Below are 25,538 nucleotides of genomic sequence, written 5' to 3'. Positions count from 1 at the left end.
TGCCTCAAGATCCTCAACGCCGGAACCCTGCTCCGCCGCAATGCGTGAGGCGACATGAACGCCACATTAGCGTCACGCAAGCGGCTTGCGGGCCAAGCACGATTCACCGAGACTTTCCCGACTCTCCTGGGCATCGAAGGCACCGCGGCGAGGCTGTACTTCGCTGCCTTCCCAGTCATGATCACTTCCGTAGCCAACTAAATCGCCCATACGTTTTCGCAGCTCGGACGCAACCGGCGACCATCGACGAACCCGCTCAACGCCCTGCTGTCGTTCTGCTCCGCGATGCTGACGAAGGACCCGGTCGCGATCACGCTCGGTGTCGGCCTCGACCCCTACCTCGGGATCTACCACCGTTCGCGCCACGGCAGACCTGCACTCTCCCTCGGTCTCGCCGAACGAGTTCCGGCCACTGATCGCAGACTCGGTCTTGATTGATCTGCTGAGAAACGGCAAAAATCAACGACTCGGGCTTCCTCAGCCGCGCAGGTTCCGTCTCCCTGACCGCCGACGGTCTGTGCACCGTCCTCCGCGCCTACGAACGCCAGCTCGACACCGGCATCCGGTCTCCGGCTGCCGCATCTCGTACCGTCCCGTCGTGGACGTGCGGGCCCGGTTCCTTGCCCGTGTACTCGTCGGCGAGGTCCCGGATGTAAGCCAATGATCGCCAGGTGAGAGCCAATGGCTCGGCATCGATACGTGATGGCCTACGACATCGCGGACCCTGCGCGGCTCCGACGAGTCTGCGTGCTCATGGAAGACCGCGGCGAATGCCTCCAGCGCTCGGTCTTCCTCTGCGGCCTGTCCCTCGCCGAACGAGCGGAACTCAAATCACTCGTCACCGACGTCATCGGCCTCGGCCCGCTCCGATCCGCGCCGCCGATCCGTACCCTCGGGAAACCTTGCACGCTGCCCGACCCCAGCGCCAAGATCGTATGAACCGCGAGCGGTCCAGTACTCACTCAACGTCCAGGCACCACTCTCGCGCAGGCCAGACTATGAATCTTGCATCGGCCTGGACACGCCTCACGCCGCTTCAGGACGCGTATCAACGACTTGCTCGCAGCACCGGGTAGCCTCCCAGGTCGCGACCCGCAAAACCAGCGAGCCGTGCCTCCGGTGCCCAGCGCCGGACTCCATTGCGGCCACCAGAACGTCTGCGGCTGATAGGTGATGTGGTTGCACACGTGCCTCCGGTGCTCAGCGCCGGACTCCATTGCAGCCCGTGCATGCGGAGGGTGTGGGCCAGGAACGGGGAGTGCCTCCGGCGCTAAGCTCTGGACTCTATTGTGGCTAGAGCAGGGCCCAGCCGGTGCGGCGCGCGATGATCTAGTACTTCCGGCGTTCAGCGCTGGCCTCCATTGCGGCAGCATCGACTTGAGCGGCCGATAGACGTTGTCGACCGTGCCTCCGGCGTTCAGCGCCGGACTCCATTGCGGCATCCTCGCGACCCTGGCCGTGGCGGTGGGCGCGGCCTTATGCCTCCGGCGCTGAGCGCCGGACTCCATTGCGGTGGCTTTGTCTATTGGGAGATCACCAGCAACGCCGCGTGCCTCCGGTGCTCAGAGCCGGACTCTATTTCGGCTTGCTGAAGATCGAGGACCACGTAGGGATCCCGATCGCGTGCCTCCGGCGCGCAGCGTCGGACTCTATTGCGGCGACGTGAATCCGGCGACAGCCAGCCGGATCGTGCGCGTGTTTCCGGTGCTCAGCACCGGACTCCATTGCGGGAACAAGGGCCTGACGGGAATGCTCGACCCTGCGGTGCTGTGCGCCAACTCCATTGCGGGCCCGCCGACGCTGTGAATCTCGGGAACGTGGAGGCGTGCCTCCGGCGCTGAAGGCCGGACTCCATTCCGCAGCTCGTACGCAACGGCAGCCACCAACGGACCCGCTCAACGCTCTGCTGTCCTTCTGCTACGCGATGCTGATCAAGGACCTGGTCGCGATCACGCTCGGTGTCGGCCTGGACCCCTACCCCGGTATGTACCACCGTTCACCACAGCAGGCCAGCGCTGGCCCTGGATCTCGCCGAAGAGTTCCGGCCATTGATCAACAATTCGGGCTTACTGCGCCGTGCAGGTGCCGTCTCGCTGACCGCCGACGGTCGGCGCACCGTCCTCCGCGCCTACGAGCGCCGCCTCGACACCGAAGTCCGGCATCCTGTCTTCGGCTACCGCATCTCCTATCGCCGTGTCATGGATGTGCCGGCGCGGCTACTCGCCGGGGCTCTTGTCGGAGAGATCCCTGAGTACAAATCAATGGTTACCAGGTGAGAGCCCATGGCCCGGAATCGATACGTGATCGCCTACGACATCGCCGACCCCGTGCGGCTCAGACGAGGCTGCACATTCATGGAAGACCACGGTGAACGCCTCCAATACTCGGTCTTCCTCTGCGACCTGGCCCTCACCGAACGAGCCGAACTCGAATCACTCGTTACCAACGTCATCGAGCTGGCCCAGGACAGCATCATCCAAATCGACCTCGAGCGCTCCATGCCGCGACCCCGATCCGCACCGTCGGAAAACCACGTACGCTGCCCGACATCAACGCCAAAATCGTATGACCCCGCGAGCGGTCCAGTACGCAAACAACACCCAGGGACCGCTCGCGCCCTGGTCAGACCAGGAGTACCACTTTCCTGGACTCACCCAGAGCCGATTCACGGCGTATGTCGAAGACCGCTCGCAGGCTGGGGTAGCGTCCCAGGTCGCGACCCGTGAAACCGGCGAGCCGTGCCTTCGGCGCTCAACGCCGGACTCCATTGCGGCGGTTCGTGTGCAACAACATCGATCCCGAAACCGGCGAGTGCCTCCGGCACTCAGCGCCGGACTCCATTGCGGCAGCACCACGCCCCGCTCCTTGAGGTAGGGGTGGTAGTGCCTCCGGCGCGCAGCGCCGGACTCCATTGCGGCCGGACCGGCCGCCGCGGCGAGGCGGAGTGGAGGTTCGTGCCTCCGGCGCTCGTCGCCGGACTCCATTGCGGCAACGAGGGCCGCTACCACGTGCGCGTGTTCCAGCCGCGTGCCTCCGGCGCTCAGCGCCGGACTCCATTGCGGCGGGTTGACCGTGCCGCGCGCGGACCAACTGGTGACCAGTGCCTCCGGCGCTCGGCACCGGACTCCATTGCGGCCCGTTGCTGCAGTTCGTCTTGAGGTCGTTGCCGTACGGCAGGTGCCTCCGGCGCTCAGCGCCGGATCTTAATGTGGGGACCAGAGGTGTCCGAACGATTGGCCAACTACACTCCGTCCGTTCTCACGCGACCAGCTTCCCCACCGGACACGCGGGGCAGCGTCCCAACCGCGTCCGTCAGGCTCACTGAGCGACTGCAATCAGTCGGAGGCGGCCGTGTCGCAAAGTATTCGCAGGTCACAAGTAGGTAACCAATTGGGTATCGGCTCTAACCGGCATGAACACTCACGAGCCATGACAAGCTAGGCGGCATGGCGACCTTCGCACTCATCCACGGGGGCGGCGGCAGCGGCTGGGACTGGCACCTGGTCGCCGCGCGGCTCGAAGCATCCGGCCACGAAGTCGTGGCCCCGGACCTGCCCAGCGAGGACCCGCAGGCCACGCTGGCCGACTTCACCGACACCGTCGTCGCGGCGATCGGCGACGCGCAAGACGTCGTCGTGGTCGGTCATTCCTACGGCGGATTCACCGCGCCGCTCGTCGCGGAGCGGGTCGGCGCGCGGCTGCTCGTGTTCGTCGCCGGGATGGTGCCGGCGCCGGGCGAGGCTCCCGGGGAGTGGTGGAGCAACGTCGGCTTCTCCTCGAACGAGGGGCTGAGCGCCGTCGAAGAGTTCATGGCGGACGTTCCGGCGGAGCTGGCCGAGGAGAACGAGCGGCGCGGCCGGGGCCAGAACAGTGCCGAGTACAGCGTGCCGTGGCCGGGCGAGCGGCTGCCGGACGTGCCCACGAAGGTGTTGATCTTCCGCGACGACCGGTTCTTCTCCGCGGACCTGATGCGCCGGGTCGCGCGCGAGCGGCTCGGACTGGAAGCCGACGAGATGGCCGGTTCGCATCTCGCGTTGCTGAGCCGACCGGACGAACTGGCGGACCGCCTAATGGCCTATTACGCGACAGTGGCTGGCTAACCAGGCGCTGTCCCAGTTGCGACATGTCACAACCGCGACAGCGCGAGCTAGTGACGTGAACCCCGGCTCGCCCCGAATCTTGTGCGATGACGTGGAGATCACGAGCCATCACTCTCGGCTGCACGGGCGCACTGGTCGCGGCACTCGGCCACGCGGTGCCCGCGGCGGCCGAGCCCGCGAGCGGTTCCCCGGCGCCTGGTCCCGGTGAGCGGCACACGGTCACCTTGCTCACCGGTGACGTCGTGCGAGTCGAAAGCGTCCAGGGCGGCAGGCAGATCGCGACGGTCCAGCCGGGCAAGGGGCGGGAGAACATCCGCTTCAGCCAGTCCGAAGTGGACGGAAAACTGCTGGTCGTCCCTGCCGACGCGATGCCGCTCGTGACGAGCCGCCGCCTCGACAAAGCCCTGTTCAACGTCACCGACCTGATCGCGCAGGGCTACGCCGACGAGTCGAGCCCGACGGTGCCGATGATCGCGCACTACGCCAAGGGCGTCTCGATCGCGTCCGCGCCGGCGCTCGCCGCCACCACGCAGGGCGCTGAACTGCCCAGCGTGAACGGCCGCGCGGTGCGCGAGGACAAGAAGCGCGCCGGCGAGTTCTGGCAGTCCTTCACTGGTCCGCACGCGGCTTCCGGCGCGGTGGAACGGATTACCCTGGACCGCAAGGTGCACGCGTCGCTCGACCGCAGTGTCCCGCAGATCGGGGCGCCGGAGGCATGGGCGGCTGGGTTCGACGGATCCGGCGTCGCGGTGGCCGTGCTCGACACCGGCTACGACCCCAACCACCCGGATCTCGCGGGCAAGGTCGCCAAGTCGGCCAACTTCTCGACCAGCCCGGATGTCGTCGACCGGTTCGGCCACGGCACGCACGTCGCGGCGACCATCGCGGGCACCGGCGCGGCGGCGGGCGGCACGCGCAAGGGCGCTGCTCCCGGCGCGAAGCTGTACGTCGGCAAGGTGCTCGGCGACGACGGCACGGCCTCGTCTTCCGAAGTCCTGCAAGGGATGGAGTGGGCCGCGGCGTCCGGAGCCAAGGTGATCAACATGAGCCTCGGCGGCGGTGCGACCGACGGCACCGATGATCTCAGCGTCGGCCTCAACGAACTCACCGCCCGCACTGGCGCGCTGTTCGTGGTCGCCGCGGGCAACGACGGCCAGAACGGCGCGTCGACCGTCGGCACGCCCGGAACCGCGGACGCCGCGCTGACCGTCGGCGCGGTGGACCGCAAGGACGAGCTGGCCCCGTTCTCCAGCATGGGTCCGCGGCAGGGCGACCAGGCCGTCAAGCCGGACATCACCGCGCCTGGCGTGGGAATTGTCGCGGCACGCGCGGCGGGCACCTCGCTCGGCGAAGTGGTGGACCAGTACTACACCGCCGCGTCCGGCACGTCGATGGCGACGCCGCATGTCGCTGGTGCGGCAGCGATTCTGGCGCAGCGGTATCCACAATGGACCGCGCAGCAGCTCAAGGACGGGTTGGCCAGTACGTCGAAGCCTTCGGCGGAGCTTAACGCCTTCCAGCAGGGCGGCGGCCGAGTGGACGTCGCCGCCGCGGCAGTGCGTCCCGGCGTCTTCGCGACCGGCACGCTGAACCTCGGCCCGGTCACCAACGACAGCGGTCCGGTGCGCAAGGAAATCACATACACCAACACGACTTCCGCGCCGGTCACCCTCACCCCGAAGCTCGACTTGCGGCGCGGTGACGGGGCCACGCCGGGTGAAGCGGTGAAGCTCGACAAGTCCACTGTGGAGGTTCCGGCCAACGGGACCGCGACGGTGGCGATCAGCGTCGATTCGGCCGCTTTGGTGCCCGGCAACTACACCGGCAGCGTGCTCGTCGGCGCGGTGCACACGACGGTCGGCTTGGTGAAGGAACCGCCGAAGCACAAGGTGACCGTCACCGGGGTCGGGCGCGACGGCAAGGCGCATCCGATGGATATCCAGATCTTCGGCGACGACATGCGCTACGACATCGTCGGCGACGTCGTGAGCGACCATCCGTTCGTCACCGAACTGCCGGAGGGCACCTACTACGCCCGCGCGATGTTCCACACCGGATGGGCTCCGGACGAGGAACTCGCGATCGTGCTCAAGCCCGAGTTCTCCCTCACCGGCGACCTGAACCTGGTGATGGACGCGCGGAACTCAGTGCCGGTCGAGATCAAAACGCCGCGGCCGGCCACGCTGGAAAACATCATCAGCAGCTACGCGCACCGCGAATTCGGTTCGCGCAAGATCACGAACTACGTGATGGAATTTCCCGGCGTCCGGCACATCTACGTGACGCCGACGCAGAAGGTCAAGAACGGGACGTTCGAATTCGGCACCCGGTGGCAGCTCACCGCGCCGATGCTGACCGCGACCACGTTGCCGTGGGTCGGAATCAAGACCGAACTGTTCTACTACGCGGCGTCCCCGGCGATTTCCGGGTTCAAGTGGCTCAGCGTCGTCCCGGTCGCCGCCGACAAGCCGGAGCAATACGCCAGGGCACGCGGGAAAATCGCGTTGGTGACGCCCGCGAAGGACGGCACCGATCCGGATGCCGCGGCGAAACAGGCCGCTGCCGCGGGCGCCGCGATGGTGATGGTCGTCAGCCTGCCCGAAGAACACACGTACGGGCACTGGCAGCCACGCGGCGATCGCCTGCCGATTCCCGCCGTGCTGATCACGAACGACCAAGGCATGAAGCTGGCCGACCGCGCCAAATTCGGCTTCACGAGCCTGTTCCTGCAGGGCACGCCGGTGAGCCCGTACCTGTACGACATCATGCAGGTGACGCACGACCAGATTCCGCAGAAGATCGTCCACCAGGTCAGCGAACGCAACAGCGCGACGGTCACCGCGAATTACCACGCGACCGGCAAGGACGAGTGGCTTTCAGAACAGCGGTTCGGCTGGCGGCCGTGGGAAAAGACCGCGATCAACCAGTATCAGCGGTACGCGCACACCGGAACGGCCCGCGAGGAAATCGTTTCGACCGACGAGACGATCTGGCAGCACCGGGTGAACAACAAACTCAGCTGGGACACTTTCCAGCCGCTGGCGGTCGGCATGCTCGAACGGCCGCGCACGTTCAGCCCCGGACAGCGGGCGACGGAAAACTGGTACGCGCCAGTGGTCCGCCCGGCGATCCCGCGCGGAGCCGGACTGGAAACCTCGCGCACCGGCGACACGTTCGCCTTCCGCATTCCCGAATTCGCCGATCCGGAAACCTCGCACTACGCGTTCTCCGAGTCGGCCTGGGAAGAGGTGCCGGACCAGGTGAGCGCGAAGCTGTACCAGGACGGAAAACTCGTCAAGGAAGGCCCGGCGGCGTGGGGCAAGTTCCCCGCGTCGGCGGACCCGGCGAAGTACCGGCTCGACCTGTCGCTGACCAAGTCCACTCCGGACTGGGCGTACGGGACGCACACCGAAACGTCGTGGACCTTCGGGTCGAAGCGGCCCGCCGAAGGCAGAACGGAGCTGCTTCCGTTGCTGCAGGTGGATTACGGCGTGCAGACCGACCTCGCGCAGAAGGCCCGCGCCGGGCGTTCGCTGCCGGTCGAGTTCACCGTCCGCAACCAGGACGGCCTTGCCGCGCCGAAGAATCCGCGGCTGACCGTCGAAGTGTCCTATGACGACGGTCGCACGTGGACGAACGTCAAGCGGGTGGACGGCATCGGCGACGGCCGGTTCCGCGCCGTGGTCGACCATCCGCGGCTGGACCGCACCAACGGATTCGTCGCGCTGCGCGTGCACGGCTCCGACGCGGACGGGAACGCGGTGCGGCAGACCGTGCTCCGCGCCTACGGGCTCTCCTGAGAAAGAGGCAGCCGGATAACCCGTCGCGGTTATCCGGCTGCCGCGGGCTCGTCGAGCCAGCCCTGCCTGCTGACCTCCCACGCCAGCTGCATCCGGGTCTGCACGTTCATCCGGGACATCAGGTCGTGGATCCGCCGCTGCACGGTCCGCTGGCTCACCGCGAGCCGCGTCGCGATCGCCTTGTCGGTGACCCCCGCGACCAGCAACGACAACAGGTGCCGCTCGTCCCGGTCCGGCCCGGCGGTGCCGGGAGTGTCCTGCGGAGTCCCGTCCGCGCGCAGCGGCCAAGCGCGTTCCCAATAGCTTTCGAACAACGCGATCAGCGCGGCCAGCAGACTGCTCTCGCGGATCAACGCGGCGGTCGGTTCGCCGGAGCCGTCGAGATTCTGCACCAGCGGGCACAACGCGATGGTCCCGTCGGCGATCGCCAGCCGCACCGGAACCACGGTCGACGACCGCGCCTGTTCGCCGTGCCGGATCCCGTGCGCGACGTTCTCGATCATGCCGGGCTCTTCCAGCATCGCCCGCTCGTAGACGACCCGGTACCGCACGCCGCGGGCGAGCGCGTCGTACTCGTCGGCGTTCTCGCCGGACGCCATCGCGATGTGCCCGGCCCGGCAGAACCACAGCAACTCGTGCCGCGCGCCGACCTGGATGTTCGTCAGCTGCTGCCGGATCGCCGCGCTGCCGGTGATCACCTCGACCAGCTGCGTCGCGTCCCGCCGCCGCGCACCCCCGCGATACTCCTCGGCCATCCGGCTCACCGCCGCGCGCGCCCATTCCAGCGATTCCTGCCCGCGCATCAGCAACGGCCCGAACGCGACATCCGGCGGCGACGGCGCGTACCGCGGCTCGTCCCCGGCGACCAGGCTGACCAGCCCCTTGGCGTGCAGCGAACGCAGGATCGCCGACACCTGCGCCGCGCTCAGCCCCAGCTGCTCGGCCACCTGACGCGGTCCGGCGTCGAACATCCCGACGAGGAGCCGGTAGACCCGCTCCTCGTCCCCAGTCACCCCGATTGCGTCCAGCATTCGGCGAGCGTAAGGCACCGGCAACGGGAGCGAACGAGACAAAACCGGACAGCGCGCGGCGGGGACCAGTCCCGGGGAACCGGACTAGAACCGGACCTCACATCCCGATCAGGAGGCCCGACGATGTCCGGCGATCCCCACGACGAGACGTCGCCCGGCCCGGATGACCAGGCCTTCCCGAGAAGATCACCTGGAGCGTCCGGATCGGCTGCGGCACCGCACTCGACAACCCGAAGAGCGGAGCGGAAGGCTGTGCGGAGGCGGAACGGCCGCGCATGATCGTGGGCTGGCTCGGAGTCGGTGCGGGATTGCTCGGCGCGGTCGGCGTCGTGGTGCTTTGCCGCCGTCAGCTGAGGCCGAACGCCGCCCAAACGCACTTCCCGCCCTCGGCCGGGTCGTAACCCCAGCGCCGGGACAGCGCGCGCACCAGCTGGAGCCCCCGGCTGCGCGCCGCGGACGGGGCCACCGGTTCCTTCAGCTGCGGAATGGAGGCAGACGTGTCGAAGACCCGCACCATCAGCTCGCCGTGCTCGAGCCGGAGTTCGAGCCGGTCCGGGCGGTCGCCGTGCTCGAAGGCGTTGGTGACCAGTTCCGAGGTCGCCAGCAGCACGTCGTCGCGCACCTGGGCGGGAACGTCGAGCTGGGCGAGCGCGGCGCGGACCTGGGCCCGCGCGACGGCCGGCGCGGTGACGTCGTCCGGAAGCTCCAGGCGCACGGTGGCGGCGGCCGCCCCGGTGCTCCTGGTCGGCATCCTCGACGTCGTCATGGCTTCTGCACCTCCCGGCCGCTGTGCTCGCATATGGTGTTTACCCAACCGGGCCGAAAGCGAATCAGGTGCCCTCGGTGAGGTCGGTCTCGGCCAGTCCGGTACGGAGCTTTTTCAGCGTCGCCGCGAGCAGCCGCGACACCTGCATTTGCGACACCCCGACCCGGCGCGCGATGTCCGACTGGCTCATCCCGGACCCGAACCGCAACGCCACGATCTTGCGCTCCCGCTCGGGCAGACTGTCCAGCATCGGCCGCAGCGCCTCGCGCAGTTCGGCCTGGCCGAGGTTCGCGTCCGGCGCGCCGAAGCGCGTGTGCGCGGAGTTCTCCAGCAAGTTGTCCAGCGAGGCCCCGTAACGGCCCTGTCCCGCCCGCAAGCCCTCGTAGACGTCCTCGATCGGCACGCCGAGATGGCGGGCGATCTCACTCGGCTTCGGCGCGCGCGAAAGCCGCACGGTCAGTTCCTCGCGCGCGGCCGAGATCGTCGCGTTGAGTTCCTTGAGCCGCCTCGGCACCCGGACCGACCAGCTGTTGTCGCGGAAGTGGTGGCGCAGCTCGCCAGAGATCGTCGGCACCGCGAAGGCCAGGAAGTCAGTTCCTTGCGTCGGGTCGTACCGGTCCACCGCGTGGATCAGGCCGACCGTCGCGATCTGCACCAGGTCGTCCATCGCCTCGTCGCGGTTGCGGAACTTCCGGGCGAGGTTGCGCGCCAGCTCGAGGTGCTCGCGCACCAGGGTGTCCCGGATCTCCTCGCGACGAGGCGAATGCTCGGGCAGCTGCGTCAGCTCGTGGAACAGTGCTGCCACGTCGGTGGGCTTGTCGCCGCCGGCGGGGTTCGTCACGAGCTGGCCGCCTCACTCTCCCGGACCAGCTGCACCCGGGAGAGGTACCGGCCGTCGGCCGGGGTCACGGTGCGCCGCGCCGACGTCGCGAGCGCGGTCAGCAGCTGCCAGGACAGACCGGTCTCGTCGCCGTGGTCGGCACGGTCGGAGACCACCGACACGGTGACCTCGATCCGGCCGTCCAGCCAGGAGAACACGCAGGTCAGCTTGCCGTCGGCGGCCGAGGGCAGCAGCATCGAACAAGCCTCGTCCACGGCCATCCGCAGGTCCTCGACCGCGTCCAGGTCGAAGTCCTGGCGCATCGCGATGTCGGCCACGATGGTGCGCAGGGTGGGCACCACGTGCGGGATGGCCGCCGTCCGCACCTCGATGAGCTGTGCGTCCTCGCGCTCGAGCGGGGCGTTCTCCTCCACGTGCTGTTCCTCTCTCCGGCGTGCTTCGCCAGTCTTTCGTGCCCGGTCTGCCACATGCCCGGGGGGTGAGCAAACCAAACCCGCGTTTGACCGCCGCGACCGGCGGGCATGTAGCGGTCGAGTGCTGATCCCGGGAAAGGTGGGGACGACATGGCTGACGTGAGCCGACTGCCGAACGTGGTGGCCGAGGAGTGGGAGTGGCAGCTTCAAGGCTCGTGCCGCGGAGCGGACAGCAGCCTGTTCTTCCATACCGACAACGAGCGCGGCTCCGCGCGCGAGCGCCGCGAGTCCCGTGCCAAGGCGATTTGTCACACCTGCCCGGTGCTGGCCCAGTGCCGCAAGCACGCGATGACCGTCGAAGAGCCGTACGGCATCTGGGGCGGGCTCGGCGAGATCGAGCGCCGCGAGCTGTTCATGCGCGAACGGCGGGCCAAGCGCAAGGCCGTGTCCGCCTGAGCTGACCGCCCTCCCTGCCCGCGCGCCCACCTGCGGTGCGCGGGTGCTGTGCGTCGTCCGGCCGCCCGCGCGCCGAGGGGTAGCCGTGTGCCGACGCGGCGGCAGTCACCCGCTGGGTTAGGGTTGGGTCTCCAGATGCTTTGGGACCGTGACACGGTTGCCGCTTGAGACTACAGGCGCGTACCGGCGCAGGAGCAGCGCCTGACGAGGAGAAACTGCATGCCCGCAGCCGACCAGAACGCCACTCCGCCCGGATTCGGCATCACGCTGGACACCGCGGCCGCCGAGCCGAGGGTGGTGGTCACGGGTGAGCTCGATCTGCTCACCAGCCCGCAGCTGCAGGAAGCTCTTGCCGGGTTGATCGCGGACAAGAATTCCCGTCGCGTGGTGGCCGACCTCACCGGGGTGACCTTCTTCGACTCATCGGCGCTGAACGTCGTCCTGCACGCCCAGCGGCAGGCCGGCGAACAGAACGTCGAACTCGAGGTCGTGCCGAGCCCGGCGGTCAGCCGGGTGATCGAGCTCACCGGCGTGGCCGAACACCTGAGCGTGTCGGAGGAACCTCCGGCCTGATCTCCCGATACGGTCGCGCGGTCCGAATCTGGCCCGCGACCTGGGGGATAACCAAGATGATGGGGCGCACGCACGCCCTGACCGGCTGGTGTGCGGGGCTCGCCCTCGCGCCCGCGGTCGGCGTCGGCTCGGTGCATCAGGCGGTGGTCTTCGCGGCCACCACGGCCGGGTTCGCGCTGCTGCCGGACCTGGACCATCCCAGCGCCAGCGCGACCCGCCTGTTCGGCTGGCTGACCGGCGCGCTTTCGTGGCTGCTGCGCCGGGTGTCTGCAGCTGTATACGCCCTGACGAAGGGGCCGCGCGACGAAAAGGTGACCGGCACGCACCGGCACCTCTCGCACACCCTCTTGTTCGCTATCGCCCTCGGCGCGGCCACCTCCGCCGGCTGTACCGCGGGTGGAGCTTGGGCCGTGCTGGGTGTGCTGTTGTTCGGTCTGCTGCTCGCGGTCGCCGCGCTAGGCGACTGGCTGCTGCTGCCGTATGGCGGCGCGGTGGCCTGGTGGTACTTCACCGCGCCGGACGACCGGGTGGCCCAGCTGGCGGACATCTCCGGCTGGCTCGGCGTAGCGGTCGCGGCCGGGTGTTTCGTGCACTGCCTCGGGGATTCGCTGACCGAGTCCGGCTGCCCGTTCCTGTTCCCGCTGCCGATCGCGGGGGAGACCTGGTACGAACTCCGCCCGCCGAAGCCGCTGCGGCTGCACACCGGCAAGAAGGTCGAGACGCGGCTGGTCTTCCCGGTGTTCCTGCTGGTGGGAGTGCTGCTGATCCCGGGCGTGTGGGACTGGACGGTGGCCACGGTGGAGCACCTGTTCGCGCCCCCGGCTTCGCAGACCGCGACTCAGTAAGCCCAGCTCACCCCCGCAGGACCTCCTCCGCGACAGCCGACCCGGAGCGCACCGCGCCCTCCATGTAGCCGTTCCACTCCACCGCGTACTCCGCTCCGGCCCAGTGGATCCGGCCGACCGGGGAGCGCAGCACGTCGCCGTAGCTGGTCCACACTCCAGGGGCGAAATGCGCGCCGTAACAGCCGCGGGTGAATTCCTCGGCGCTCCAGTCTTTCTCCACGTACGCCGTCGGCTCGGCGGCCCGCGGACCGAAGTACCGGACGAAGGAGTCGAGCACGGCTCGGCGCCGCCGGTCGCCGGGAAGCCGCTGCCAGCGCCGGGCCTCCCCGCCTTCGACAAAGCCAAGAAGAATGCCGATTTCGCCGCCTGGCGGGGAAACGTCGAAGGTCACCTTGACCGGTCCGGTGTCGGAGGCGACCTGACCGTTCAGCCCCTGCTCGCGCCAGAACGGCGTCGGGTACGCGGCAAAAGTCTTGGCGACAGTGCCCGCGGGCAGTTTCTGGGTGAGCTGATCGCGCCAGGCGGGCAGCACCGGGTCGTATCGCAGGCGTCCGGCGAGCGTCGGAGGGAGGGCGACGACAACCCGGTCGGCGGGAAAGGTCTGGCCGGTGCGGGTGGTGACGGTGACGCCGGTCTCGTCGTGGGCGACCGACGCGACCGGGGTGGACAGCCGGACGTCGAGGCCGTCGGCAAGTCGTTGCGCCACCAGCACGGAGCCGCCGACGACTCGGTCCTGCTGCGCACCGCGGTCGACGGCGAGGAGGGTTTCCAGGTCCGCGTTGCTGACCGCGTAGAAGAGTGCGTGCAGCAGGGAAAGGTCGCTCGCGTCGGCGGCGAAGACGGCCTCGGCCGCGACTCGGAAGTACGCCCGGCCGCTCGGGGTGCGCAGATTTCGCCTGACCCAAGACTCGAAGGTCTGGCTGTCGAGCGTGCGAGCCTTCGGGTGCGTCCACGGCTGGGCGGGGTCGACGCGGCGAGCGAGCCTGCCGAAGCGGGCCATGCCTTGCGCGAGGTCGGCGAGCGCGACCGGGTTGAGCCGCGGGATCGAGCCCTTCGCACCGGCGACGAGGGCGCGCTTGCCGCCGAGCTGGACGAGCATCTTGCCTTCGTCGTTCCAGGTGCGGAACGTCGCCAGGCCGAGTTCCTCGACGAGCCCGAGCATCCGGGTGTGGCCCTCGCCGATCCAGGTGCCGCCGAGTTCGATCGGACAGCCCTCGATCTCGCCGCCTTCAGTGCGTCCGCCGACCCGGTCGCGGGCCTCGAGGACGACCGTCTCGGCTCCGGCCTTGCTGAGTTCGCGCGCGGCGGAAAGCCCCGCCAGTCCCGCGCCGACGACCACGATCCGCACGGCTTGCTCCTTCGCGTTCGGCAGATTCGGTCAAGTGACCGAGTTGGTGCAGCGTAAGGAGTGCCGTCCGGGTCTGGCAAGGGGTCGTGGCACTATTTCGGTCAACTGACCGAAGGGGGGCGGCATGCCGTACGTGGAGGCCGCGGTGCGCCGGTCGCAGTTCATCGCGGCCGCGCGCACCGCGCTGGCTGCTCACGGCGTCGCCAAGACGTCCCTGCGCGTCGTCGCCGCGCAGGCGGACGTTCCGCTGGCCACCATGCAGTATGTCTTCCCCTCCAAGGAGAAACTGCTGCGTGCGGTGATCGAGGACGTCGTCGACGAAATCGCCGGCGTTCTCCAGGACTCGGCCGTCACCGGCCAAGGCCTGGAGAACGCGATCCGCCAGGGGCTCGAGACGTTTTGGACCCGGCTCGTCCGAGGCGGGCGCGAGCTGCAGTTGCTGCAGTACGAACTCACCATGTACGCCCTGCGCACCCCGGGCAACGAAGACCTCGCCCGGTTGCAGTACCAGCGCTACGCCGACGTCGTTGCCCAGTGGTGCCGGCAAGCCGCGGAGCGAGCGGGCGAGACTGCCGCCGTTTCTTTCGAGCACCTCGCCCGCATGATCGTCGCCGGGGTGGACGGCTTGATCCTGCAGTACGTCTGCGACCCCGACGACGCGCGGGCTCGCGAGGGCCGCGAGGCATTGGCGAACATGACGATCGGGCTGGCGAGGGGCGGTCAGGCCGTTTCCGCGAACACCGGCGGCCCGGAGTAGTCCCGGGAGTGCACGATCCGCCCGTCGCGCACCGTCAGCACCATCGCGTACGTCGACACATACGGCTTGCCCTCGTACTCCCCGTGCAGGTCGTACTCCGCCACCAGCACCTCCGGGTCGCCGGTTTCGTGCACCACCACCCGGTCCGCCTTGGTGCTCCGCCGCCGCTCCCCGGCCTGGTGGAAGCGTTTGCGCAACTCTTCGCGGTCGCGCGTAACCTTCGGCACCCCGGTCGGCGCGAACGGGATTTCGACCACGACGTCGTCGGAGTACAGGTCGGCGAGGTCGTCCCAGCGGTTGCCGACGGCCGCGTCGAGGAAACGCTGGAAGACCTCCTTCGTCCCGTACAGCGTGGCCGCCGCGCCGTGGTTCGGGTAGTCGCGGTACCGGGTGACCTCGCCGTCCCGCACGGTCAGCAGTCCGGCCGACGACGGGAGCCGGTAGCTGTGCCCGGTGTGCGGATTGCGGCCCTCCGCGACGAGTTCGACGGCGAAGCCGTCCGCGGTTTCCGTAGTGGTGACCTCGACTTTCTCCAGGCCGATCCGGGCCGCGACGGCGCTGCCCGCGCCGAGAGTGGCCAGTACGGCGTCCCGCCCGACCGAGCGGTGGCCGGTGAACGGGATTTCGTAGACGGCGTCCTCGGCGAGAACGTCCGCGAGCGGTGCGGCGTCGATCGCGCTCAGCGCGTTAGCGACGATCTCGGCTACTTCGGACCTGGTGCGGGGCATCGGAAACCTCATTCGGGAAGACAGGCGGGTAATCGGAACGGGGCACCCGCTTACGACGATACGGAGTTCGCACTCCGGTTGTCAACGACGACCTGGAGATCTGAGACACGGTCAGAAGCGGCGGGTCTCGTTCCAAGGAAGAATCGGACGACCGCACCACTTTTGAGAGCAGAGGAGAGAGCCGGTGGAGAAGCCTGCGCTCCGCGCGGACGCGCGCCGGAACCGCGCCCGCGTGCTGGCTGCCGCCGAAGCAGCGTTCGCCGTCGACGGGCTTTCGGTGCCCCTGGACGACATCGCCCGGCTGGCTGGCGTTGGCGCGGGCACGGTCTACCGGCATTTCCCCAGCAAGGAAGCGCTGTTCCAGGCGGTTGTCGTGGAACGGCTGGAGCAGTACGGAGTCGAGGCGCAGGAGTTGATCGACTCCGACGCGCCGGGCGAAGCGTTCTACGACTACTTCACGCGCGTCATCGAGCAGGCGTCGCGTAACCGTGCGATCTGCGAAGCGCTCGGCGAGACAAGCGGTTCTGCGTACAAGGCCGAAGCAGCGGAGCGGTTTCGCGTGAACCTCACCGCGCTTCTGGAACGCGCGCAGGCCGCGGGCGCTGTACGCACCGACATCGACGGCGAAGACCTGCGCGCGCTCATCGTCGGCGCGCTCGCGGTGGAGCGGTTTACGCCGGACAGTCGGCACCTCGTGCGCGTACTGCTCGACGGCCTGCGCAAGGTCTAGCGGCGGCCGGTACGCAGGTGGATGCGTTCGCCGGATTTGCTGAAGAGGCTGAGGATTTCGACGTCGCCTTTACCCGCGGAGCCGAACCAGTGCGGGATGTGGCAGTCGAACTCGGCCGCTTCGCCGTGTCCCATGATGAAGTCGTGCTCGCTCAGGCGTACGCGTAGCCGCCCGCGAAGCACGTAGAGCCATTCGTACCCGTCGTGGCTGCGAAGGTGGGGCTCCTCGTCGTGCGCCGGGATGATCTGTTTGTAGGCGCGGGGTTCTCCTTGTTGCCGGGACAACGCGATCAGCACGCGCCCGTCCTTCTTCGCGGGCTGCTGGGGCACGCGCGGGTCGACGATCCGGGGCGCGGCGACGATCTCGTCGAACGGGATGCCCAGCGCGGCGGTGATCGGCAACAGCAGCTCGAGGCTCGGCTTGCGCTGCCCGGATTCCAGCCGGGACAGCGTGCTGGTCGAGATGCCGGTCGCCCGCGCGAGTTCGGCGAGGCTGACGCCCTGCTTGTCCCGCGCCCGCCGCAACCGGGGCGCGATCTGCTCGAGCACGCTGTCGACGGTGGGGTGGTCGCTCATGCGGCGCAGTCAACCAACGCGTCCCGGAAACGGCAACGTTTCTTGCCGCTTCCGGTCGGGGCTTCCGATCCTGGTGGGGAAGGTGCTGACCCGGGCGACGCGGATTGAGGGCGCTCGCCGACCACGGAGGTTGACCGTTCATGACCAGCGAGACCGTCGAAAAGCCCCGCCGCTCCACGCGTCTGCCCATCGGCGTGTACCTGCTCGCTTTCAGCCTGTTCGCGATGGGCAGCGCGGAATTCCTTCTCGCCGGCGTGCTGCCCGCAGTGGCCGACGACCTTCAGGTTTCGCTGTCCACCGCCGGGTTTCTCATCACCGCGTTCGCGCTCGGTGTCGTCGTCGGCGGGCCGCCGTTCGCCGTGTTCAGCCTGCGCTGGCCCCGCCGCACCGCGTTGCTGGTCACGCAGGGAGTGTTCGCGGTCAGCGTCGCCGCCGGGCTGCTGGGCACCTACCCGGTCTTGCTGGTGAGCCGGGTCGTCGCGGGGGTCGCCTACGCCGGGTTCTTCGCCGTCGCGTCCGTGACCGCGATCAGCCTGGTCACCCCGGATCGCAACGCCCGCGCCTCCGGAGTCGTGGTCAGCGGCCTGAGCGTGGCCATGGTCGCGGGAGGACCGGCGGGCACCTTGCTCAGTCATTTCACCCAGTGGCGCGGCGGATTCTGGGCGGTGGTCGCGCTGACGCTCGCCGGGGTCGTCGCCTGCTCGCTCGGGATCCCCGCGACGACCCGGGCGATGGCCCGGCCGAGCGGGGCGCGGGAGTTCGCCACGATCCGCACCCCGCGGCTCTGGGGCATTTACGGCATCACGATCCTGACCACGGCGGCGTACATGATCACGTTCAACTACCTTTCCGCGATTCTCGCCGAGATCACCGGCGTCCCCACGGTATGGATTCCCGCGGTCCTCGCGCTGTTCGGAATCGGCGCTTTCGTCGGCCTGTCCATCGGCGGCCGCATTTCCGACCGGCGGCCCCACACCGCTCTCCTCACCGGGGCCGGCGCGATCGTGGTCCTTTCGGCCGTCCTGGTCCTGGCGATCCACAGTTCGTGGGCGGTGCTTCCGACGGTCTTCCTGCTCGGAATCGCCGCTTTCGTGCTGAATCCCGCGATCTACGGCCGGGTCTTCGCCATCGCCGCCGACGCCCCGACGCTCGCCGGGGCCACCACGGTTTCGGCTTTCCAGCTGGGAATCAGCGCTACTCCCGTGCTGGCGGCAGCCGTGCTCACCCAAGCCCTCACCTGGGTCAGCCTCGTCGGAGCTGTCCTAGCCGCGCTCGCGATTCCGCTAATTGTTCGGGACCGCACCCTCGGCTAGCGGCAGATCACGCATCTTGCGAAGCGGCGAAGCAACGAGAATCGCCGACGCCGCAAGGATTCCGATGCCGCACACGTACAGCGTGACCCGGGTTGTGGTGAGTTCGGCGATGAAGCCGCCGAGCAGACTGCCGAGCGGAGCGACGCCGAAAACGACCGTCTGCGACACCGAAGAGACCCGGCCCAGCAGTTCGTGCGGGGTGATGGCCTGCTGGAAGCTGACGGTGAACACGCCGAGCACGATGATCCCGAAGCTCGACGCGATCCCGCCCGCGACGTACCAGGCAAGGCCCCACCCCGGCGTCGCGAAAGCGTTGGGCAGGAACGAAACGCTGTACACGGCACCGCCGATGAACAGCGCCCGCGCCGCGCCGAAGCGGGCGCCGAGCCGCCGGGCGACCGCGCTGGCCAGCAAGGCCCCGGTCAGCGAAACCGTGTTGACCAGGCCGATCATGAACGGTTCGAGGTGCAGGTCGCGGACCGAGAACACCACCGCGACCGCCATGAACATCGACTGGAACAGGCTGGAAACGGCGCTGTGGAGGGTGATCGCCCGCAGGATCGGATGGCGCAGCACGGTCCGCAGGCCTTCGCCGATTTCGCGGCGGAGATTCCGCTCGGCGGGTTCGGGCCGCACATCCGGCGTGCGAATGCGGTGCAGCCAGGCGGCGGACCACAGGTAGGTCAGCGCGTCGACGGCCATCGCGCCCGCACCGCCGATGAACTGCACGATCAGCCCGCCGAGACCCGGTCCGGCGATCGCGGCGACGGACAGGTTCGTCTGCAGCCGGGCGTTCGCGGCGGGCAGTTCGCCGCGTTCGACGAGGTTCGGCAGGTAGGTCTGGTGCGCGACGTTGAAGAAGACCGTGAACACGCCGGCCAGCAACACCACGGCGTACAGGTGGCTCAGCGACAGCGACCCGAACAGCGCGGCGAGCGGCACCGAGCCGATCAGCGCCGCGCGGGCGAGGTCGGCGGTGATCAGCACCGGCCGGTTGCGCATCCGGTCGCACCACGCGCCGACCTGCAGCCCGAGCAGCAGGTACGGGAGCGTGCTGAGCGTCCGCAGCAGCGAAACCTCGGCCACGGAGGCGGCGAGCGCCGTGGTGGCCAGCAGCGGGATCACCAGGAAGTCGATGCGGTTGCCGACCTGGCTGAGGCCGTCGGCGAGCCAGAGCCGCCGGAAATCCGGCGAGCGAAGAATCCCCCTCATAGGGGTAGTGTTATATAAGTTGAGTCAATATATATCAAGTTGCACACTGCGTAACGACGCCTATGATCAACGCGACGAAACCCTCGTAGCCGAGTGACCGCGCGGCGAGGAGGTGCCGGATGACGGACACCGCTCCCACCTGGGGTTATGTCGTCGTGACCGGTCTCGCCGGGCTTGCCGGCGGGCTGCTCGTCGCCGCGCTGCTGGTCGCCGGTCGCACTCCGCGTCCAGCCGGAGAGTCGGTGCCGTCCACCCCGCCGCCCGTGCAGCAGGTGACGGTCACGGTGACCGGCCTCCCTCTGCCGCCGATCACCGTGACCCAGCGCCCGCCCGCGCCCCCGGCCCCGCCGCCGCGGACCACCACGGCCACGGTGTCGGTCACCCCGACCGGGTCGAGCCCGCCGGCGCCCCCGCCGACCACGCTGCGCCCGACCAGCGGGTTCGTCCGCGACGAACGCTGACGTCAGCCGACGTCGCGCCGCCGCCAGCCGGCCATCCCCGCGGCCAGCACGACCGCCGAAACGGCCAGCAGCACCACCAGCGGCACCGCGGTGAACACCTCGCCGGGCACTTTCGGCGGATGCTGGAACGGCGAGACGTCCAGCAGCGCCTGCGGCGCGTTGACGACCGGCCCGAACATGCTGATCAGCAACGCCAGCGCCGCCACGCCCCAAGCGGCGGTCGCCAGCTTCGGCAGCAGTCCGAAGATCAGCGCGGCCACCGCGACGATCACCCACGCCGCGGGCACCTGCACCGCCACGGCCGCGACCATGTTCCCGACCGAACGGCCGACGTCGCCGCCGCGCAGCCCGTTCGACAGACCGAGCAGCACGCCCCCGACGAGCACGAGCAACGCGCTGCCGAGGAACGCGAACACCAGGTGGCTCGCGGCCCAGCGCAACCGTCCCACCCGGGTGGCCAGCAGCGGTTCGAGCCGGAGCGAGGTCTCCTCGGTGCGCATCCGCAGCGTCGCCTGCACCCCGTAGAGGGAAGCGAGCATCGCGAACAGGCTCACCATGGTCGCGAGGAACGCGTCGACCAGTCCGTGCGAACCGCCGAGCCGTTCGAAGATCTGCCTGCTCTGCTCGGTGCCGCCGACCAGTCCGGAAATGCCCTGCGCGATCGTCCCGAACAACGCGCCGCCGACCGCGAGCCCGATCAGCCATCCGAGCAGCGGACCTCGTTGCAGCCGCCACGCCAGCGAGAACGGCGACCGCAGCGACGGAGCCGCTTCGCTCGGGCCGAGCCGCGGCGGAAGCAGGCCGACACCGACGTCACGGCGCGGCAGCAACGCGTAGGCCACGGCAACCAGCACGAGCGTGGTCGCGATGGGCAGATTCAGTACCCACCAACGTTCTTCGGCGAACGGCCGGATCTGCTGTGCCCAGCCGAGCGGCGACAGCCACGACAACCAGTGCGCGTCGGTGGTCGAATCACCCGCGCCACGCAACAGAAACGCGACGCCAAGCACGGCCGTACCGATGCCGTTCGCGGTGCGCGAGTACTCGCCGAGCTGCACGGCCACCGCGGCGACGCCGGTGAAGACCAGGCCAGTGAGCGCGGTGCTCGCGCCGAGCGCGACAGAACCCGCCGCGGGAACCTTGGCCGCCAGCGTGACCGCTTGCAGCAGACCGATCAGCACGCTCGCCCCGCCGGTCACCGCGAGCGCGGCGGTGAGCGGTGCGTACCGACCGACCACAGTGGACGCCAGCAGTTCCGCGCGACCGGTGTCCTCCTCCGCGCGGGTGTGCCGGGTGAGCGTGAAGACCGCCATCAGGCCGGTCAGCAGCGCCAGGAACCCGCCCATCCGCCAGGCGATGAAGCCGCCCGCCGTGCCGAGGTTGAACGCCGGGCCGTAGAGCAGCGCGAACGACGGGTTCGCGGCGGCCGACGCGATGAGCCCGGCCCGGCTTTCGGCGGTCGGATAGAACTGGTCGTAGCTGCTGATCGTGCCCACCGGGACGAGGCTGAGCAGGACGATCCAGATCGGCAGGATGACCCGGTCGCGGCGCAGCGCCAGGCGGATCAGCGGCCCGGTGCCGGTGAGCGCGGTCATTTCCCGGCCTCGAGTTCGTCCGCGTAGTGGCGCAGGAAAAGCTCCTCGAGCGTCGGCGGACGGCTCTCCAGGCTGCGCACGCCGATCTGGGTCAGCTGGCGCAGCGCGTCCTCGAGCGAACGGGTTTCCACGTCGAAGCGGACGCGGTTGCCGTCCGTCTTGAGGTCGTGCACGTCGGCGAGCCTGGCGAGGCCGTTCGGCGGTCCGGCCAGCTCCGCGGTGATCGACGTGCGGGTGAGGTGGCGCAGTTCGGCGAGCGTGCCGGACTCGACGGTGCGGCCGTTCCGGATGATGCTCACCTTGTCGCACAAGGCTTCCACCTCGGCGAGGATGTGACTGGACAGCAGCACGGTACGGCCCTGCGCGCGTTCTTCCTGGATGACCTCCTGGAAAGTGGCCTCCATCAACGGATCGAGGCCCGAGGTCGGCTCGTCGAGCAGCAGCAGGTCCACAGTGGACGCGAGCGCGGCGACGATGGCGACCTTCTGCCGGTTGCCCTTCGAGTACGTGCGGCCCTTCTTGCGCGGGTCGAGGTCGAAGCGCTCGACGAGTTCCGCGCGGCGCTTCTGGTCGAGGCCGCCGCGCAGCCTGCCGAGGAGGTCGATGACCTCGCCGCCGGAAAGGTTGGGCCAGAGGTTGACGTCGCCGGGCACGTAGGCGAGCCGGTGGTGCAGGCTCGCCGCGTCGCGCCACGGATCGCCGCCGAGCAGCCGGACCTCGCCGGCGTCGGCGCGCAGCAGTCCGAGCAGGACCCGGATCGTGGTGGATTTCCCGGCGCCGTTCGGGCCGAGGAATCCGTGTACTTCCCCCGCGGGAACCTGAAGATCAAGGCCGTCGAGGGCCTTCACCCGGCCGAATGCCTTGCGCAGGCCGGAGATCGCGATGGCGTTTCCCATGATTCGGAAGCTACACTCTTTTCATGAAGTTGTGAAGTTAAGAAAACGTCAGGACCGAGTGATCCCCTGGACGCTCGTGGGAGAGGATGGACGGATGACGACGCCTGAGACGAAGAGAGACGAGGACGCCGTCCGCCGATACGTCGAAAGCCTGGGCCTCGTGATGGCTCAGATCGGCATGCAGCGCATGTCAGCGCGGGTCTTCGCGGCGCTGATGACGACCGACTCGGGACGGCTGACGGCCGCCGAACTGGCGGAGCAGCTGTCGGTGAGCCCGGCCGCGATCTCCGGCGCGGTGCGGTACCTGGACCAGGTCGGCCTCGTGCGCAAGGTGCGCGAACCCGGCGAGCGCCGCGACCACTACCAGCTCTACGACGACCTCTGGTACGCCACCTTCCTCAAACGCGACCGTTTCCTGATCATGTGGCGCGACGCGGCCACCGACGGCATCGAGGCGCTCGGTGCGGACACCCCCGCCGGGAAACGGCTGGCGGAGATGCGGGACTTCCTGGCGTTCATGCTGGTCGAGGTCAACAACCTGTACGACCGCTGGCACGAGCTGCGGAAAAACCGGGACTAGCCGAGGTTTTCCAGCGTCGCGGCGAGCCGGAGGGCGAGGTCGGGCCGCGGCGGGCGTTCCTCGAAGGACGCGAGGAACGCCTCCTGGAAACACGCGCCGAGCAGCAGCCGGGCCGCGGCGTCGACGTCGAGATCGCCGCGCAGCCTGCCCAGTTCGACCTCGGCGGCGAGGTAGCCGGCGACGTGCTGGATCGGCAGGTCGGGGCCGTTTTCGAGAGTGTCTCGATGGGTGCGGAGCAGGTCTCGCGAGGAGAAGATCGAGACGGAGATCGGGAAGCTCGCGCAGTAAAAGGCCAGTGCCGTGGTGGTCAGCTCGGCGAGATTGTCGCCGAGTGCTGCCTTCTCGGGCAGCTCGGTGAGCCTCGCCGCCGTGGCGACGAGGTCGGGCAGTTCTTCTTTCAGCACTGCCAGGAAGAGCGCGGTCTTGTCGCGGAAGTGCTTGTACAGCAAGGCTTCCGAGTAGCCTGCGGCCTGCGCGATCGCCTTGGTCGTGGCGTGCGCGTATCCCTGCTCCCGCATGACCGTCGCGGCTGCGGCGACGATCTCTTCGCGGCTTCCCATGCGTGCTCCCTGAGGGCCTTCTCAGTGTGGTGAGTGTTCACTTACCCTAGCTGGTAAGTGAACACTCACCCCTGCATGGAGGCCTCTCATGAAGATCACCGTCCTGGGCGCGAGCGGCCGGATCGGCGGCCTGGCGGTGCGGGAAGCGCTGGCGCGCGGATGGCACGTAACCGCCGTGGTTCGCGACCCCGCGCGGTTGACCGTCCCCGCGCACCCCCGATTGGATGTCGCGGTTCACTCGTTGACCGATCCCGGCTTGGCCGATGCGGTAACCGGCCGTGACGCGGTCGTCCTGGCCCTCGGCCCCACGGATCTCAAGCCGACGACGGTCAACTCCGACGGCACTCGCTCGGTGGTTGCCGCGCTGCGCGGTTCCCGGACGCGATTCGTGGTGGTGAGCGCGTCCGGCCTGCCCGCCGAGGGAGACAGCCTGTTCGCGCGACTGTTGTTGAAGCCGGTGCTGGGTGCGGTGCTCCGGAACGGATACGCCGACCTGCGGCGGATGGAGTCGATCCTGCACGAGGCTCCCGAGGTGCGGTGGACGATCGTGCGGCCGACGCGGCTGACCGACAAGCCCGCGCGGGACCGGGTGCTCAGCGAGGTCGGGCGGGATGTGCGGGGGAGCTTCCAGATCCCGCGGGCGAACGTGGCGCGGTACCTGCTGGACGCGGTGGAGGACGAGGCGCTGGTGGGCAAGACGGTGTCTATCGCTCAGGGGTGAGGCTGTCTGCGGTTGCGGACACCTCGCGGCTGGATTCCCCTGTCGATACTGAGGTCGAGGGGTGAATCTGTCGGCCGTCGGAGACAGGTTTCCCCAACTTGTCCCCAGGGTTGTCCACAACTCGCATCGCCTGTGGACAACTCTCTCCGCGAGGCCGGATTTGTCGGAGCCCCTCGTTACTGTCGCAGGCATGGCAGTTCTTCGGCTGTTCCTCCTTTTCCTGATCGCACCCGTACTGGTCGCGCAGGCGGTTCGGGTGCGTCGGGCGACTCCGCGGCTTCCCGGCGCCACGGGGCCGACCGAGGGCACTCTCGGCGCCGGGCGACCGCTGCGGCTCACCGTCCTCGGCGAATCGACGGTGGACGGCGTCGGCGCGCTCACCCACGCCGACGCGCTCACCGGGCAGCTCGCGATGGGGCTCGCCCGCGCGTACCCGGACCGGGCGGTGCGGTGGCATGCGCTGGGCCGCACCGGCGCGTCGGCGCGGGTGGTCCTGGAGGAGCTGGTTCCGCGCGTGCGGGAGGCGGACGTCGTGGTGGTCGTCCTGGGCGTGAACGACACGCTGGAGCTGCATTCGGCCGCGCGGTACCGGCGGGATCTGCTGGCGATCATCGTCGAGGTGCGGCGGCGGGTCGGCGACGTCCCGGTCGTTCTCGCCGGCGTGCCGCCGCTGGCGAGCTTCCCGTCCCTGCCCCGGCCGCTCCGCGACGTGCTCGGCGCGCGGTCCGTCGCGCTCGACCGGGCGGCGCGCACGCTGACCCGGCTGCCCGGGGTCACGCACCTCCCGTTGGCGCCGGGCCTGCTCCGTCCGGGAATGTTCGCCGCCGACCGCTTTCATCCCGGCCCGGAGGGTTACCGCGCCTGGGCCGCCGCGCTCTCGAAGGGGTTACCGATCGTCACTGACGGTTGGCATTCGGGGGAGGTGACGCCTCCGTCCTGACCGGCAGGTTCACAAAAACCTCAAAAACTTTGGCGCTCCGTGTATCTAGGCGCACCCTGGATGCGTCTTATGGGGCGAACCAAGGAAATGGAGGGCCACATGCCTGCGGATCAGAAGGACGAGCGGCAGCCGGGAACCACCGTTCCGCCCGTCAAGACGAGCCCCGCGCCTGGGGCGAACCGGGGAGTGCAGCCGGACGGCAATCACGAGCCGCTCGACGACACCGGTACTGCCAAGTAGCCAGACGGGCGGCGGCCGGGAGCCGAGGGGGCTGCCGGACGTCGTCAGCCGGAGAGA

28 protein-coding genes and 2 pseudogenes are annotated in these 25,538 nt (G+C 69.0%); 18 read left to right on the top strand and 12 right to left on the bottom strand.

From position 1 onward, the window contains the following. Window positions 1-54: 54 nt before the first annotated feature. Window positions 55-438 (top strand): annotated as a pseudogene (locus F9C12_RS22190) (CRISPR-associated endonuclease Cas1). A 97-nt stretch (window positions 439-535) separates the two neighbouring features. On the opposite strand, the gene F9C12_RS22185 reads toward F9C12_RS22190, so the two are convergent. Further along, window positions 536-661, bottom strand: a complete 126-nt coding sequence (locus F9C12_RS22185) for a hypothetical protein (protein ID WP_409461711.1) — start codon at window positions 659-661, stop codon at window positions 536-538. A gap of 41 nt (window positions 662-702) precedes the next feature. Between F9C12_RS22185 and F9C12_RS22180 the strand changes: the two genes are divergently transcribed. From F9C12_RS22180 to F9C12_RS22155, 6 genes and pseudogenes are all read left to right on the top strand, one after another. Next, window positions 703-939, top strand: coding sequence for a hypothetical protein (locus F9C12_RS22180; RefSeq protein ID WP_409461710.1), 237 nt, complete (start codon window positions 703-705; stop codon window positions 937-939). A gap of 684 nt (window positions 940-1,623) precedes the next feature. Then, window positions 1,624-1,806, top strand: coding sequence for a hypothetical protein (locus tag F9C12_RS22175; protein ID WP_409461709.1), 183 nt, complete (start codon window positions 1,624-1,626; stop codon window positions 1,804-1,806). Window positions 1,807-1,924: 118 nt separating this feature from the next. Beyond that, window positions 1,925-2,276: pseudogene (locus tag F9C12_RS22170) on the top strand (CRISPR-associated endonuclease Cas1). A 6-nt stretch (window positions 2,277-2,282) separates the two neighbouring features. Next, the gene (gene cas2 / locus F9C12_RS22165) at window positions 2,283-2,726 is read left to right on the top strand and encodes a CRISPR-associated endonuclease Cas2 (RefSeq protein ID WP_409461708.1); all 444 of its coding nucleotides are present in this window, start codon (window positions 2,283-2,285) and stop codon (window positions 2,724-2,726) included. A gap of 720 nt (window positions 2,727-3,446) precedes the next feature. Beyond that, window positions 3,447-4,100 (top strand): alpha/beta fold hydrolase, encoded by a 654-nt coding sequence (locus tag F9C12_RS22160; RefSeq protein ID WP_409461707.1) that lies wholly within the window; start codon window positions 3,447-3,449, stop codon window positions 4,098-4,100. 86 nt (window positions 4,101-4,186) lie between these two features. Continuing rightward, a complete protein-coding gene (locus tag F9C12_RS22155) occupies window positions 4,187-7,900 on the top strand; it encodes a S8 family peptidase (RefSeq protein WP_409461706.1) in 3,714 nt (1,237 codons plus the stop codon). A gap of 29 nt (window positions 7,901-7,929) precedes the next feature. On the opposite strand, the gene F9C12_RS22150 is transcribed toward F9C12_RS22155, so the two are convergent. The 4 genes from F9C12_RS22150 to F9C12_RS22135 all read right to left on the bottom strand — a co-directional run bounded on the left by F9C12_RS22150 (window position 7,930) and on the right by F9C12_RS22135 (window position 10,951). Further along, window positions 7,930-8,931, bottom strand: coding sequence for a helix-turn-helix domain-containing protein (locus F9C12_RS22150; protein ID WP_409183796.1), 1,002 nt, complete (start codon window positions 8,929-8,931; stop codon window positions 7,930-7,932). Between the two features lie 346 nt (window positions 8,932-9,277). Then, window positions 9,278-9,697 (bottom strand): ATP-binding protein, encoded by a 420-nt coding sequence (locus F9C12_RS22145; protein WP_409183794.1) that lies wholly within the window; start codon window positions 9,695-9,697, stop codon window positions 9,278-9,280. Between the two features lie 64 nt (window positions 9,698-9,761). Beyond that, window positions 9,762-10,538, bottom strand: coding sequence for a SigB/SigF/SigG family RNA polymerase sigma factor (locus F9C12_RS22140; protein ID WP_409183793.1), 777 nt, complete (start codon window positions 10,536-10,538; stop codon window positions 9,762-9,764). Continuing rightward, window positions 10,535-10,951, bottom strand: coding sequence for an anti-sigma factor (locus tag F9C12_RS22135; RefSeq protein ID WP_409183792.1), 417 nt, complete (start codon window positions 10,949-10,951; stop codon window positions 10,535-10,537). Before F9C12_RS22135 ends, F9C12_RS22140 begins: the two co-directional genes overlap by 4 nt. Before the next feature lie 150 nt (window positions 10,952-11,101). Here F9C12_RS22135 and F9C12_RS22130 point away from each other — a divergent pair, with 150 nt between their 5' ends. The 3 genes from F9C12_RS22130 to F9C12_RS22120 all read left to right on the top strand — a co-directional run bounded on the left by F9C12_RS22130 (window position 11,102) and on the right by F9C12_RS22120 (window position 12,825). Next, window positions 11,102-11,407 (top strand): WhiB family transcriptional regulator, encoded by a 306-nt coding sequence (locus F9C12_RS22130; protein ID WP_409183791.1) that lies wholly within the window; start codon window positions 11,102-11,104, stop codon window positions 11,405-11,407. Between the two features lie 219 nt (window positions 11,408-11,626). Then, entirely contained in the window at window positions 11,627-11,980 is a 354-nt protein-coding gene (locus tag F9C12_RS22125) for an STAS domain-containing protein (RefSeq protein ID WP_344287754.1), read from the top strand. A 59-nt stretch (window positions 11,981-12,039) separates the two neighbouring features. Next, window positions 12,040-12,825 (top strand): metal-dependent hydrolase, encoded by a 786-nt coding sequence (locus F9C12_RS22120; RefSeq protein ID WP_409467052.1) that lies wholly within the window; start codon window positions 12,040-12,042, stop codon window positions 12,823-12,825. Window positions 12,826-12,832: 7 nt separating this feature from the next. On the opposite strand, the gene F9C12_RS22115 is transcribed toward F9C12_RS22120, so the two are convergent. Continuing rightward, on the bottom strand, window positions 12,833-14,173 hold the full coding sequence (locus tag F9C12_RS22115; protein WP_409461705.1) for a flavin monoamine oxidase family protein: 1,341 nt from the start codon (window positions 14,171-14,173) through the stop codon (window positions 12,833-12,835). A gap of 124 nt (window positions 14,174-14,297) precedes the next feature. Here F9C12_RS22115 and F9C12_RS22110 point away from each other — a divergent pair, with 124 nt between their 5' ends. Then, window positions 14,298-14,930 (top strand): TetR/AcrR family transcriptional regulator, encoded by a 633-nt coding sequence (locus F9C12_RS22110; protein ID WP_409461704.1) that lies wholly within the window; start codon window positions 14,298-14,300, stop codon window positions 14,928-14,930. Here the strand turns inward: F9C12_RS22110 and F9C12_RS22105 are convergent. Then, window positions 14,894-15,658, bottom strand: a complete 765-nt coding sequence (locus F9C12_RS22105; protein ID WP_409461703.1) for a nuclear transport factor 2 family protein — start codon at window positions 15,656-15,658, stop codon at window positions 14,894-14,896. The genes F9C12_RS22110 and F9C12_RS22105 overlap by 37 nt on opposite strands. Before the next feature lie 184 nt (window positions 15,659-15,842). Here F9C12_RS22105 and F9C12_RS22100 point away from each other — a divergent pair, with 184 nt between their 5' ends. After that, a complete protein-coding gene (locus tag F9C12_RS22100) occupies window positions 15,843-16,388 on the top strand; it encodes a TetR/AcrR family transcriptional regulator (RefSeq protein ID WP_037807285.1) in 546 nt (181 codons plus the stop codon). Here the strand turns inward: F9C12_RS22100 and F9C12_RS22095 are convergent. Further along, on the bottom strand, window positions 16,385-16,963 hold the full coding sequence (locus F9C12_RS22095; protein WP_409461702.1) for a helix-turn-helix domain-containing protein: 579 nt from the start codon (window positions 16,961-16,963) through the stop codon (window positions 16,385-16,387). The two genes, F9C12_RS22100 and F9C12_RS22095, sit on opposite strands and share 4 nt — an antisense overlap. 140 nt (window positions 16,964-17,103) lie before the next feature. On the opposite strand from F9C12_RS22095, the gene F9C12_RS22090 reads away from it, so the two are divergent. After that, window positions 17,104-18,276: an MFS transporter gene (locus tag F9C12_RS22090; RefSeq protein ID WP_409461701.1), complete on the top strand. Its 1,173-nt coding sequence runs from the start codon at window positions 17,104-17,106 to the stop codon at window positions 18,274-18,276. Here the strand turns inward: F9C12_RS22090 and F9C12_RS22085 are convergent. Continuing rightward, window positions 18,247-19,488 (bottom strand): MFS transporter, encoded by a 1,242-nt coding sequence (locus tag F9C12_RS22085; RefSeq protein WP_409461700.1) that lies wholly within the window; start codon window positions 19,486-19,488, stop codon window positions 18,247-18,249. The genes F9C12_RS22090 and F9C12_RS22085 overlap by 30 nt on opposite strands. A 119-nt stretch (window positions 19,489-19,607) precedes the next feature. On the opposite strand from F9C12_RS22085, the gene F9C12_RS22080 reads away from it, so the two are divergent. After that, window positions 19,608-19,949 carry a hypothetical protein gene (locus tag F9C12_RS22080; RefSeq protein WP_409183785.1) on the top strand — a complete coding sequence of 114 codons (342 nt, stop codon included), beginning with the start codon at window positions 19,608-19,610 and terminating at the stop codon, window positions 19,947-19,949. Window positions 19,950-19,951: 2 nt separating this feature from the next. Here the strand turns inward: F9C12_RS22080 and F9C12_RS22075 are convergent, their stop codons facing one another. Then, window positions 19,952-21,544 carry an ABC transporter permease gene (locus F9C12_RS22075; protein WP_409461699.1) on the bottom strand — a complete coding sequence of 531 codons (1,593 nt, stop codon included), beginning with the start codon at window positions 21,542-21,544 and terminating at the stop codon, window positions 19,952-19,954. Further along, complete coding sequence (locus F9C12_RS22070; protein ID WP_409183783.1) at window positions 21,541-22,440, bottom strand: ATP-binding cassette domain-containing protein; 900 nt, start codon at window positions 22,438-22,440, stop codon at window positions 21,541-21,543. The genes F9C12_RS22075 and F9C12_RS22070 overlap by 4 nt, the downstream gene beginning before the upstream one ends. Window positions 22,441-22,534: 94 nt before the next feature. Between F9C12_RS22070 and F9C12_RS22065 the strand changes: the two genes are divergently transcribed. Then, the gene (locus F9C12_RS22065) at window positions 22,535-23,020 is read left to right on the top strand and encodes a GbsR/MarR family transcriptional regulator (protein WP_409183782.1); all 486 of its coding nucleotides are present in this window, start codon (window positions 22,535-22,537) and stop codon (window positions 23,018-23,020) included. On the opposite strand, the gene F9C12_RS22060 is transcribed toward F9C12_RS22065, so the two are convergent. Next, a complete protein-coding gene (locus F9C12_RS22060) occupies window positions 23,017-23,580 on the bottom strand; it encodes a TetR/AcrR family transcriptional regulator (protein ID WP_409461698.1) in 564 nt (187 codons plus the stop codon). The two genes, F9C12_RS22065 and F9C12_RS22060, sit on opposite strands and share 4 nt — an antisense overlap. A gap of 88 nt (window positions 23,581-23,668) precedes the next feature. Here F9C12_RS22060 and F9C12_RS22055 point away from each other — a divergent pair, with 88 nt between their 5' ends. The 3 genes from F9C12_RS22055 to F9C12_RS22045 all read left to right on the top strand — a co-directional run bounded on the left by F9C12_RS22055 (window position 23,669) and on the right by F9C12_RS22045 (window position 25,481). Then, a complete protein-coding gene (locus F9C12_RS22055; RefSeq protein ID WP_409183780.1) occupies window positions 23,669-24,301 on the top strand; it encodes an NAD(P)-dependent oxidoreductase in 633 nt (210 codons plus the stop codon). A 190-nt stretch (window positions 24,302-24,491) separates the two neighbouring features. After that, a complete protein-coding gene (locus tag F9C12_RS22050) occupies window positions 24,492-25,241 on the top strand; it encodes an SGNH/GDSL hydrolase family protein (protein WP_409461697.1) in 750 nt (249 codons plus the stop codon). Window positions 25,242-25,340: 99 nt separating this feature from the next. After that, on the top strand, window positions 25,341-25,481 hold the full coding sequence (locus F9C12_RS22045; RefSeq protein WP_158242475.1) for a hypothetical protein: 141 nt from the start codon (window positions 25,341-25,343) through the stop codon (window positions 25,479-25,481). Window positions 25,482-25,538: the final 57 nt, after the last annotated feature.

It is taken from the genome of Amycolatopsis sp. GA6-003 (assembly GCF_046267895.1).
Taxonomy (GTDB): Bacteria; Actinomycetota; Actinomycetes; order Mycobacteriales; family Pseudonocardiaceae; genus Amycolatopsis.
This window is presented reverse-complemented; position numbering and strand designations above follow the sequence as displayed.